Consider the following 13,466-nt stretch of genomic DNA (forward strand, 5'->3'; position numbering starts at 1 on the left):
CAAGCTATCAACAATACCCTACTCAATTTTTCAACCCATTTACCAAGTAAGTTATGAAACAAACTCTTCAACTTTTTTTATTGATGTTGTGCGGGGTGCTTTGCCTGCGCAGCCAAGCCCAAACCTGCCCAGGCGAAGTGCTGAATATTTCTGCGCCTGACCCTAGTACGAGTGGTACGAAACAATCGTGGCAAGTGCCAGCGGGGGGCATTTATAAGGTAAGAATCACGGCCCGGGGAGCGGCTGGGGGAAGTAAGCTCTTGTCCTTGGCCAAAGAGGCAGGTAAAGGTGCGTTGATGAGTGGTGATTTTTTTGTGGCCTCGGGGCAAGTTCTTGAGGCCATTGCAGGGGCACGCGGCCAATCAGCCAATCAGGCTGGCGGAGGTGGTGGTGGCTCGGGCGTACAAATCCAATCGTCGGGTTTGGTGTTGGTACTGGCAGGTGGCGGCGGCGGCGCAGGTGCTGATTTTAGCAGCGGTGCGGGGGGAGGTGCGCCCATTACCAACTCAGGTACCAACGGCGGCAGTGCCAGCAACGGCGGTGGTGGCGGTGGCGGTTTGGGCGGAAATGGCCAAAACGGCACCAGCAGTTTAGCGGGTGGCGGCGGCTACGATGGTATTGGCGGCTCTGCCCCAATGAACAGTAGTGATGTTGGATTTGGTGGCGGCGGATTTGGGGCTGGTGGTAGTGGTGGCAGCAGCGGCGGTGGCGGCGGTGGCGGCTACAGCGGTGGCAATGCGGGCACCAGCAGCGGCAGTGGTGGCAGCGGAGGCGGGTCTTATAATATTGGAACCAATCAAAGTAACTTTCTTAACACTAACGCCAATGCCTTAAATGGTCAAGTGATTATTCAGTGCCTCGGTACGGCGGCGTTTTCGGCCATCGTTACGCCGACGTTGCCCAATTGTGGTTCTAACCAAGGAAGCATAAACATTGATTTAACGGGCGACCTCAACGGTTTTTCCAACGACGTTGTGGAATACGCCATTGTTTCGGGAACCAGCTTTTCAGGGAATCCAACCTTTACGAGTATTGCCGCTGAACCCTTTGACGTGACGACTGGCACAGGTACGACACCAGGAACCTATACCGTGCGGATTCGACTCAAATATAACCCCGATCTTTTTACGGATCAAACTTATACCCTCGATGCTTCGGGACCGATGCTTTATGTCAAGGCCAATGCGACGGGCGCTAATAACGGTCGTTCTTGGGCCAATGCGTTTACGGATTTAGAAGCAGCACTTAATGCTGCTCGTGCCAATCCTTCGTGTGTATCTCAAATCTGGGTCGCGGCGGGGACGTATCAGCCCGCGGTTAATGCCAGTTTTAGTATGCTTCCTGGAGTAGCTATCTTGGGGGGCTTTCCCAATACGGGCAACCCGACGCTTGCGGAACGCAATTGGAGTGCGAATCCCACTATTTTGCGAGGGAATGGCAACCGAGTTATAAATAATTTTCAGAACGGCTTAACAAATACGGCGATATTAGATGGCTTTACGGTTACGGGGGGAGGAGTTCCCACAGGCGATAGTGGTGCTGGTATTTTCAATAGCGGTGTTTCACCTCAATACCGCAATTGTATCATTTCGGGGAATACTTCAGACGGGAATGGTGGTGGTATGAGCATTAATGGAAGTTCACCTACGTTGATTAATTGTGTTTTTATAGGTAACACCGCTCCGCAAGGAGGTGGGCTTCATATTGCTTTTAACGGTACTACTTCACCAACGATTACCAATTGTAGTTTTTCAGGTAATAAGGCCTCACTAAAGGGGGGAGGAGTATATTGTGGTGCTAGCCCTATTTTTAATAATTGCCTTGTTTGGGGAAATGAGGGTGAGTTTTATGATAACCCTGGTATTAGTCTTAGACCAACGATTACTAATACGGTCATCAAAGGCCAAAACTTAGGGGCGGGCATATTCAATGGCAGCATTGATCCTCTGTTTGTAAGCCAGCCGACGGTTGGCTTAGGTACGGCAGGAGATTTGAGGCTACAATCCTGTTCGCCCGCCATCAATGCAGGTGACCCTGCTACTACTTCGGCTACAGTGGGGAGTTTAGATTTGGGAGGAAATTCACGTTTTTATAACAATGGTAGAATTGATATAGGTGCCTACGAGTATCAATCTACCTATGATGTGTGCGCTTGTATCAGTAATAATGGCATTGTCTATGTCAATGCGTCGGCCTCTGGGGGCAACAGCGGCCGTTCGTGGGCAAATGCTTATACGGATTTAGAAGCAGCACTTAATGCCGCTCGTGCCAATCCTTCGTGTGTATCTCAGATTTGGGTAGCGGCGGGGACGTACAAGCCGACGGCTGATGCTTCGGGCAATACGTCTCCCGCCGATGCCCGTATGAAAAGCTTTGTGATGGTTAACGGAGTGGCGATTTACGGCGGCTTCAACGGTACGGAGACGCAGCTTACCGCCCGAAATTGGCGCAGTAATCCCACGATTTTGAGTGGGAATATTGGTGATACTGGAATAGACACCGACAACAGCTACCGAGTGATTAACAATAACTTTACCTCGGGTTCACCGTTGGGAAATACGGCCATTTTGGATGGAGTTATTGTTGAAAAAGGGTATGCTACTGGCGATTTTCCGTTCAATTTGGGGGGCGGCATGTGGAATGCGTATGCTTCACCAAAAGTACAAAACTGCGTGTTTCGTAACAATTATGCGGAATCTGGAGGTGCTATGTTCAACGATAACTCCTCATCAAACATTACGAACTGTTTGTTTTTCAACAACACGGCAACGACTGCAGGGTCAGCGTTGTCCAACGGCGGTGGAACTAACCAAGCAAAAGTGGTGAATTGTACGTTTTATGGCAATACAGGCTCGACAATCACAATTAATAACCAAAGCAGTGCTGCCATTACCAATTGTATCGTATGGGGAAACGGCGGCGGCATTTCTGGTGGTACGGTGACGTACTCGAACGTACAAGGAGGCGTGAGTGGAACGGGGAATGTCAATAGTGACCCGCGTTTTGAGAATGCGGTTGGAGGAGATTTTCGCTTGCAACAATGTTCGCCCGCGATAGATGCAGGCACTGCTACGAATGTTCCAATAACAGACTTTGAGGGTAACAATCGTGTGGACGCCGTTACTGTGGGTGGAGTGGTGGACATGGGGGCGTATGAGTACCAAGGTACATATGATATTTGCTCGGCTTGTGCCAATACCACTGGAGTTATTGTTTATGTGAATGCCTCGGCTTCGGGGAACAACAGTGGTCGTTCGTGGGCGGATGCTTTTACGGATTTACAATCGGCACTCACTTTGGCTCGGAATTATCCTTCGTGCGTAACTCAAATCTGGGTAGCGGCGGGGACGTATCAGCCCGCGGTTAATGCCAGTTTTAGTATGCTTCCAGGGGTAGCAATCTTAGGTGGCTTCCCCACTACTGGCAATCCGACTCTCACAGATCGTAATTGGAGTGCAAATCCCACTATTTTGCGAGGGAATGGCAGTCGAGTTATTAATAATAATGAAAACGGCTTAACTAATACGGCAATATTAGATGGCTTTACGGTTACGGGGGGAACTCTCACAGGCAGTGGTGCTGGTATTTACAATATCTTAGTTTCTCCTCAATACCGCAATTGTATCATTTCGGGGAATACTTCAGACGGGAATGGTGGTGGTATGAGCATTGTTGGAAGTTCACCTACGTTGATTAATTGTGTCTTTATAGGTAACACCGCTCAGAAAGGAGGTGGGCTTCATATTGTTTATATTGTTTATAACAGGTTTACTTCACCGATTATTACCAATTGTAGTTTTTCAGGTAATAAGGCCTTACAAAACGGCGGAGGAATATATTGTGCTGCTAGCCCTATTTTTAATAATTGCCTTGTTTGGGGAAATGAAGATGAGTTTTATGATAATTCTACTCCTTTGAGACCAACGATTACTAATACGGTCATCAAAGGCCAAAACTTAGGGGCGGGCATATTGAATGGCAGCATTGATCCTCTGTTTGTAAGCCAGCCGACGGTTGGCTTAGGTACGGCAGGAGATTTGAGGCTACAATCCTGTTCGCCCGCCATCAATGCAGGCGACCCTGCTACTACTTCAGCTACGGTGGGGAGTTTAGATTTGGGAGGAAATTCACGTTTTTATAACAATGGTAGAATTGATATAGGTGCCTACGAGTACCAATCTACCTATGATGTGTGCGCTTGTATCAGTAATAATGGCATTGTCTATGTCAATGCGTCGGCCTCTGGGGGCAACAACGGCCGTTCGTGGGCAAATGCTTATACGGATTTAGAAGCAGCACTTAATGCCGCTCGTGCCAATCCGTCGTGCGTATCTCAAATCTGGGTCGCGGCGGGGACGTATAAACCTACTTCAGGTACTGACCGTGGCATTTCTTTCTCGATGGTCAATGGCGTAGCTATTTATGGAGGCTTCCCTAATGATGGTTCTGGTACGATGGCCAACCGCAACTGGATTACCAATCAGACCATTTTGAGCGGAGATTTGAACGGCGATGATACCTTTACGGGGACGGGTACAAGCCTCGTTATTGGAAATACGTCCGATAACAGCTACTGTGTTATTCGCAACGGCAATACTACCGATAACACCGCCCGTTTAGACGGTTTCATCGTGTCTGGGGCCAATAATTCAAGTTTTCTTGGTGTTGGTAGTGGGGTGTATAACAACGGGATCGATGGCATTTGCAATCCCGTATTTGTGAACTGTGTGTTTCGACATAATCTCAGTAGACTTGGCGGAGCCATAGCTAACTACGGCAACAATGGCACCTGCAACCCCACCTTTACCCACTGCTTGTTTTACCAAAATCAGGCTATTTATAATGGTAACATCTCCGACGGTGGAGCTATGCGCTGCATAGGCAACGTAACAACCGTGCTGAGTCACTGCACCTTCAGCCAAAATAAAGCACTGGGACAAGGTGGTGCGATTTATGCAGCTTTTAATTCTGGAAGTCCCAACGTCACTTTGCGCAACTGTATTTTGTGGGATAATACTGCCGTTAACGGTGGCAATCAGATATTCCTTGGTAGTTCCACCCTCACCCTCAACCACACACTTTTGCAGGGGGGGACGGGGGCAATTGATAATACCAACGGTATTATAAACAACAACGGTAGGTTACTTGATACCAATCCCCTCTTTGTCGATGCCGCCAACGGCAATTTTCGCCTCCAACAATGTTCTCCTGCAATAGATGCGGGTACCTCTATGGATGCCCCAACGACTGACCTTGATGGTAACAATCGCGTGGATGCGATTGCAGGTGGCGGTGTGGTGGACATGGGGGCGTATGAGTATCAAACGACGTTTGATTTTTGTTCGGCTTGTGCCAATACCACGGGAGGTATTGTTTATGTGAATGCCTCGGCTTCGGGCGGCAGCAATAATGGGAGTTCGTGGGCCAATGCTTACACGGATTTACAATCGGCACTTACGTTAGCCCGTACCTATCCTTCGTGCGTATCTCAAATCTGGGTGGCCAAAGGTACCTATAAACCTACTTCTGGTTCTGAGCGTGGTATTTCTTTCTCAATGGTCAACGGCGTGGCGATGTATGGAGGGTTTCCTAATGATGGCACAGGCACAATGGCTAATCGAAATTGGAATACAAATCCTACGATTTTGAGTGGAGACATTGGAACGGCTGAGGATTCTGACAACAGCTATACTGTAGTAGTTGCTGGTTCTGGTTTAAATGCTACGGCCATTCTTGATGGTTTCTCGGTGACTGGTGCGGCTGGCGCAGCTTATGGGGCAGGTATATACGTGGATAACAGTTCTCCTATCATCACTAATTGTTTACTCACCAGAAATTCAAGCACCAATTTTGGTGGTGGTTTGGCTTGCTATAATGCGTCCCCTGTTGTTTCGAATTGCACCTTATCCTACAACACATCGTATTCTGGGGGAGGGATGGCAAATGGTTTTGGAGGCATGCCTATTGTAACCAATTGTCTTTTTATCCATAATAATTCTACTTATCACGCTGGTGGAGGGGGCTTATATAGCCAAACTACATCCATGACCCTGACCAACTGTACTTTTTCGGGTAATTCACCAGAAAGCATCCACTGCAATGCAGCCATTAACATTTCTAATTGTGTTATTTGGGGGAATTCGCTTAATTTTTACAATGCCAATGCCAGCATTAGCAATTGTATTGTAGAGGGTGGGTACAATCTATGCAACAACTGCCCTAATGGAAATGGCAATGCTAACCCTCTCTTCGTGAACGCAGCAGGCGGCAACTTTCAGCTTCAAGTTTGCTCACCCGCCATCAATGCGGGCGACCCTGCTACTACTTTGGCTACGGTAGGGAGTTTAGATTTGGGAGGAAATTCACGTTTTTATAACAATGGTAGAATTGATATAGGTGCCTACGAATATCAGGGTACGTTTGACGCAGTAGCACCAATAGCCCAAGTGACTAACAGTACTTGTACAACAGCAGGGGGCATACCCTCAGGTGGCGTTATCAGCGCACCAAGTGGCAGTTGTCCCGCAGGTTCGAGCTTATACTATTCGACCGATAACGGCGGTAACTGGAGCACGACCGTACCAACTTACGCTCAATCAGGCCCTGCGCAGACAATCTGGACTCGTTGTACTTGTGATACCAATCCCGCAAGTTTTGGCCCAACGAGCATGGTAACGACCGTCCCAGGCACGTGCCCAACTTGTCCCGATTTGACGGTAGCAGCCCCAGCGGTACAAGTGACGAACAGTGTTTGTACAACGTTTAATGGAACGGCATCGGGTGGTGTTATTAGCGCACCAAGTGGCAGTTGTCCCGCAGGTTCGATTTTACAATATTCGACCGATAACGGCGGAAATTGGAGCACGACTTTGCCAACTTACACCCAAACAGGCCCTGCGCAGACGATAGTGACGCGTTGTAATTGTACTGCCGACGTGACTAAATCAAGTCCAACGAGCACCGTGACAACCGTGCCAGGCACGTGCCCAACTTGTCCCGATTTGACAGCAGCAGCGCCCGCGGTACAAGTGACCAACAGTGTTTGTATGACTTATGGCGGAACGGCATCGGGTGGTAGTATCAGCGCGCCAAGTGGCAGTTGCCCCGTAGGTTCTACGTTACAATATTCAACCGATAACGGCGGAAATTGGAGTACTACTTTACCTACTTACGCGCAAACAGGCCCTGCGCAGACGATAGTAACGCGTTGCAACTGTACTGCCGACGTGACTAAATCAAGTCCAACAAGCACAGTAACGACCGTACCAGGCACGTGCCCAGCTTGTCCTGATTTGACGGCAACAGCGCCCGCGGTACAAGTGACGAACAGTGTTTGTATGACTTATGGCGGAACGGCATCGGGGGGCGTTATCAGCGTACCAAGTGGCAGTTGTCCCGCAGGTTCGACTCTACAATATTCGACCGACAACGGCGGAAATTGGAGCACGACTTTACCGACTTACGCCCAAACAGGCCCCGCGCAGACGATAGTAACGCGTTGTAATTGTACTGCCGACGTGACTAAATCAAGTCCAACGAGCACGGTAACGACCGTGCCAGGCACGTGCCCAGCTTGTCCCGATTTGACAGCAGCGGCCCCAGCGGTACAAGTGACGAACAGTGTTTGCACAACGTTTAATGGAACGGCATCGGGTGGTAGTATCAGCGCACCAAGTGGCAGCTGCCCCGCAGGTTCGACTCTACAATATTCGACCGACAACGGTGGAAATTGGAGCACAACTTTGCCGATTTACGCCCAAACAGGCCCCGCGCAGACGATAGTAACGCGTTGCAACTGTACTGCAGACGTGACTAAATCAAGTCCAATGAGCACCGTGACAACCGTTCCAGGCACGTGCCCAGTTTGTCCTGATTTGACGGCAGCAGCGCCAGTGGTGCAAGTGACCAACAGCGTTTGTACAACTTATGGGGGAATGGCTTCAGGAGGCGTTATCATTGCGCCAAGTGGCAGTTGTCCCGCAGGTTCGACTCTACAATATTCGACTGACAACGGTGGTAATTGGAGTACTACTTTACCCACTTACGCGCAAACAGGCCCTGCGCAAACGATAGTAACGCGTTGCAACTGTACTGCTGACGCAACTAAATCAAGTCCAATGAGCACCGTGACAACCGTCCCAGGCACGTGTCCAGCTTGTCCCGTGTTGACGGCAGCGGCCCCAGCGGTGCAAGTGACAAACAGTGTTTGCACGACTTATGGCGGAACGGCTTCAGGGGGCGTTATCAGCGCGCCAAGTGGCAGCTGCCCAGCAGGTTCAACCTTACAATATTCGACCGACAACGGTGGAAATTGGAGCACGACTTTGCCTACTTACGCGCAAACAGGCCCTGCGCAAACGATAGTAACGCGTTGCAACTGTACTGCTGACGTGACTAAATCAAGTCCAATGAGCACCGTGACAACCGTCCCAGGCACGTGTCCAGCTTGTCCCGTGTTGACAGCATCAGCCCCAGTGGTACAAGTGACCAACAGTGTTTGTCAGGCAGGTTGTATGATAGGTGGCGGCAGTATTTCCGCACCAAGTGGCAGTTGCCCTGTGGGCTCGACCTTACAATACCAGCTCAATGTCGGCGGTTGGAGTACGACGCTACCGACCTATGCACAGACGGGACCCGCCCAAACCATCAAAACGCGTTGTGTGTGCAATTCTGATGCGAATCAAATGAGTCCAGAGTCATCAGTGACGACGATTCCAGGGACGGTGCCAGCGTTGGTGGTTCCTGTCAATGGCTCGGCCGTGGTGTCTTGCCCTGCTTTGGCCATTGCCCCAACGCTTCCTGTGGTCAATGACTGCAACGGCAATCCGATTACACCATCCGCCCCTGTAATTACCAACAACCCCGACCCACTGACGTGCGAAGGGACGCGTACTTACACGTATAGCTACGTATGTGGAAGCGCTACGGCGACGTGGAGTTTTGTCTATACCATTGAACGGGAACCGTTTACGATTTCGGTAGCGAACGGTTCGGCAACGGTGTATGACCCCGCGTTGGCGGTAGCTCCAACGCCACCGACGGTGATGAGTGCTTGTGGGGAGGTGCTAACTCCGAGTGCGCCCGTGATAACCAACAGTCCAAATCCGCTGTTGTGCGAAGGTACTAGAACCTATACCTACACTTACACGGATTGTGAAGGGAATACGGCAGTCTGGAGCTTTGTCTATACGGTTCTAGACAACATAGCACCAACGATTTCTTGTCCAGCAGACGTGGTTGGATGTGCAGGTCAGTTGATTACGTTTACCCCTCCCGTGGGAATGGATAATTGTTTGGGAGCAGTGACGACGCAAATCGCGGGTTTACCCACGGGCAGTGTTTTTCCTGTTGGAATAACGACCAGTACGTTCAAAGTGACGGCGGTAAATGGTCAGACAGCGGAGTGTTCGTTTACGGCGACTATCCAAGGCAAACCCACGATTACGCTCAATACTTTACAACAAACGCTCAACGAAGGCAACGCTCAAACTTTGTGCGACACGGATTCGAATCCTGTTAATGGTTTGCAGTTTACGGTTTCGGGTTCTTGTGTTTCGGGCAATCCCGTTTGGCGGGTACAAGTGGGCAGTGGCGCGTGGAGCGCATGGTCATCCAATGCCCCAGTTTCCCAATTGTCCAATAACCAACCCCACCGCTACCAAGCGGCTTGTGATGCGAGTTGTGCTGTGACGTACACGAGTCCGATTGAGTTGACGATTAATTATCGTTCAACCGTACCACAAAATGTAACAATGCTAGTGGATGGTGTGAGTGTGGCCGTTGGGGAGACCAAGGAAGTGTGCAGTTTGGTGAATATACCACTTAGTTTTACGACCAATTGTGGGGCGAATGAAGTGACAATTTATTCGGTGGATGGCGGTGAATACAGCGCGGGTGTACCCGTTGGTTTGGTTGATAATCAGTACCACAATTACCGCGTACGTTGTCGCCAATTAGGTGGAACGGTTTCCTGTGTGGAATCAGAATCAGGAGTGATGCGGTTAAAATTGGTAGTAATTCCATCGGCACCGACGGTATCGTTGTCCTCGACGGGAAGCTGCAACAGTGGTTCAAGCTTTAGTGGCCAATCGTCATGCGGAAGTTTGCGGACGGTTTGGTACAATGCTAGCACAAATGTGGCCTTGCCAAGTTTGCCTGCGACCTTACCTTTGGAAACAATCTCATACTACGCTCGTTGTCAGACGGAAAATGGCTGTGTGAGTGAAAAGAGCAATGTGGTGACATTCACAGTGACGCCAATTCACGTCGCGCCAGCGATTACGGCAAGTCAAGACATCGTTTGCACGGGCACGACGGTGAAAGTTTCAGCCAACTGCCCCGCAGGCAGTCAAACGTTCTGGAACACGGGGGTAACGGCCTCAAGTTTTGAGGTAGCTTTCAGCAACGTGACGAAGCAGACGTATTGGGCGAAGTGTCTTTTTGACGGCGGTTGTCAGAGCGCGGAAAGTATTCGCAAAGATGTGTACTGGAATGCGTTTGTTGTGACGTTGATTAACATTGGTGAATCTAAATCGGCGATAAAAACCAACGACCGTTCGGCATGGACAAGCCAGTTTATCACCCGTGATGGCGGCCCTGAATTGGAACAAAGTACGCAAGTAAATCCGACTTTGTATTACGTAGAAAATGCCAACAAACAAGCGCCTCGTTACTGGACCATCAACGTAGAAGCGTGTGGATTAAGCACCGACGGCTCGTTGACGTTCGACATGTTGGCGACGCCAGAAATGGGCATAATTCGTTCTTTCAACACGCACGAAAATAATGCGCCTTACTTCATGTACGCCAACCGTGAAGGCTGGACGGAATTGTATGCCCAAAACCACCCCGCCTACGGTTTTTACCAAGACAACGGCGCAGGCGGTAACGTATATGACGCAGGTTTACCGAAGGGTTTGTATAAACTAGGGATTCGCTACTGGGATCAAAAAGGTTGGGGCAGCATTTATCCTTCGACGCGGAAAGCACAAGGCAACGTGTTGGCCTATCAAGAATATTGGTTCAGAATCCAGTCGAAAGACGGGGTAGGCGTAGGCGCAGCGAGAGAAGGGGCAAATGGCAAGGAGCAAGAGGCAAAAAGCAAAGGGCAAGGAGCAAGGGTCGGACCGTCGCACGGCAATGGGTCGGATAACGGAAAACAGATAACTGATAACGGAGCATTCGCCACCGTTCTGCCCAACCCCGTTACGCATACGCTTCGCTTGAAAGTGCAAGATAGCAAGGGGCAAGTGGTGCAAGCAGCATTAACCGATGCCGCAGGGCGTGAAGTTTTAAGCCGCCAATTTGTGCCCGAAACCAATACCCACCAAGAGGAATTTGGGGTGAGTGAATTGACGATGGGTATATATTTCTTGAAGGTGACAACGCCAGACAAACAAGTCACCTTGAAAGTGATAAAGGTGCATTAACCCTGCATCACTTGAGGTTATGCCTAAAAATCCTGTTATCAATATTGGTAACAGGATTTTTCAGTTATTTGCCCTAACTTGCAATCCGATTTGATAGGATTGAAAAATGTACCCGACGGATAAAAATAGTATAGAAAAACTCGACCAACTCATTGATAAAAATATTCTAAATGGTAGCTATTCCATTGATGATATATGCCTTGAATTAGGAATGAGTCGCTCTCAGTTGTTTCGACTTGTAAAAGAGGAAACGGACCTCTCTACCTCTCGTTATATCCGTCGTCGGCGTTTGTTGAAAGGGAAAGAATTAATTGAAACTACCGATCATAAAATAGCTGAAATATCGTACGAAATCGGCTTGGATAGTCCCCAAACTTTTACCAAATATTTTACTGAAGAATTTGGCGTTTCTCCCTCCGAATACCGTAAAAATAGAGGAAAAGAACCTCTTGAAGAACCGTCTTATGAGGAGTTAGAGGTTGTTCAGGTGCCTAAAATTCAGGTAGTTGAGGAGGTGCCTTTTGTTGCGAATAAGCAAGGTAAATACAAGTATGTGGCGTTGGCCCTGCTGGTGATTGTGCTGGCAGCAGCGGGGGTTTGGATAATCAAAGGGAGCGGAGCATTCAGCGAATCAGAAAATTCTATTGCGGTCTTGCCTTTCAAAAGCAACGGCAATCCTGAAGCGGTCTTGTTAGCTGAGGGCGTAACCGATCAAATCCATGGCTCTTTGACTACTCTTAGGCACCTAAAAGTCATTTCTAAAAATTCATCAGAACTCTTTAGAGAGTCAAAAAAAACAGTTCCTCAAATTGCCTCGGAACTGCACGTGGCCTATGTTTTGGGCGGTACAACCACCCACAATGGAGCGCGTGTACGGATAACGATGGAACTGGTAAAAGCATCGGAAGATCGGGTGGTATGGACAAGACAATACGAAGGTAAAGCGAGCGAAATTATTGGCTTGATTAACAAAATAGCCCAAGACATCACTAAACGATTTCAGTTAAAACCTTCGCAGTCGCTGGCTGCCAAGTCAAACCAAATGCCAACCGATAATCCAGAAGCCTACAATGAATATTTGCAGGGAAAACAATTGTTGGCGACTCGAACCAAAGAAAAACTGTTGGCAAGCATCACAAAATTTGACAAAGCAATTGCCTTGGATTCTAATTTTTCGGATGCCTATGCTTGTAAAGCGAGTGCATATTTTAGCCTGGGAAATTTGAGCCATATTGACCTCGACTCAAGTTTTAGAATGACCGAGCGAGAAGTGCTAAAATCCATTCGACTGGATGCCGATAACGCCCAAGCGTATGGATTATTAGCTGCCGTTTACCGAGATGAATACCGCTGGGAACAAGCCAACTCGACGTTTCAGATTGCTTTGCGGTGCAATCCAAACAACGCACAAGTCAATTATTGGTATAGCCTGATGTTGCGTTCGTTGGGGCTGCTGGAGGAAGCTTTGAAGTACAGCAGCCGAGCCGTGGCGTTGGATCCGCTCTCCCCCGTGATTTTGAGTGGACACATCCGCAACTGTTCTTACGCCCATAAGCAAGAAATGACCAAAGAAGGCATTGACAACGGAAAGTTGTTGTTCAATGATTCCTTTTTGTTTTATTGGTCAACGGGTTATCACTATTTGGAAATAAAAGACTATCCTGCGGCCCTACGGGATTTGACCAAAGCACAACAACTCAACCCCAGCGTTAAAGGGCTAGAGGCAGCTGTTGTCTATACCAAAGCCCGTTTAGGGCAGGTACCTGCGGCAAAAACGTATCTGGCCACTTTGCCCGAAACGCCCGACAATTATACTTTTATTGCGATGGTGTATGCAGGGTTAAATGACAAACAAAACTGCCTTCGTTATCTTGAAAAAATGGCCTCTTTGGGGAAAATTCCTACCGACATGAAGGTGTCTCCTTTCTTTCATTTCTTGCACGGTGAGGCGCGATTTAATGCCTTATTGCAACAATTTGGCTTAGTGAACTTCAAATTGTCGATTTAAGCTGGTTTTCTAAAATTAAAGAGCTGTTT

The 13,466-nt window shown here is 48.8% G+C and carries 2 protein-coding genes; both read left to right on the forward strand.

The features are described from left to right. The first annotated feature begins 53 nt into the window (after positions 1-53). Positions 54-11,429 carry a choice-of-anchor Q domain-containing protein gene (locus tag FHS57_RS11635; RefSeq protein ID WP_183973734.1) on the forward strand — a complete coding sequence of 3,792 codons (11,376 nt, stop codon included), beginning with the start codon at positions 54-56 and terminating at the stop codon, positions 11,427-11,429. 106 nt (positions 11,430-11,535) lie between these two features. Then, positions 11,536-13,437, forward strand: coding sequence for a helix-turn-helix domain-containing protein (locus tag FHS57_RS11640; RefSeq protein WP_183973736.1), 1,902 nt, complete (start codon positions 11,536-11,538; stop codon positions 13,435-13,437). The last annotated feature ends 29 nt before the right edge of the window (positions 13,438-13,466 follow it).

This window comes from Runella defluvii (genome assembly GCF_014195535.1).
Taxonomy (GTDB): domain Bacteria; phylum Bacteroidota; class Bacteroidia; order Cytophagales; family Spirosomataceae; genus Runella; species Runella defluvii.

Bases quoted from the DNA above. Each gene is read 5' to 3' on its own strand.
- FHS57_RS11640 (WP_183973736.1), top strand. From the start codon at position 11,536: ATGTACCCGACGGATAAAAATAGTATAGAAAAACTCGACCAACTCATT.
- FHS57_RS11635 (WP_183973734.1), top strand. From the start codon at position 54: ATGAAACAAACTCTTCAACTTTTTTTATTGATGTTGTGCGGGGTGCTT.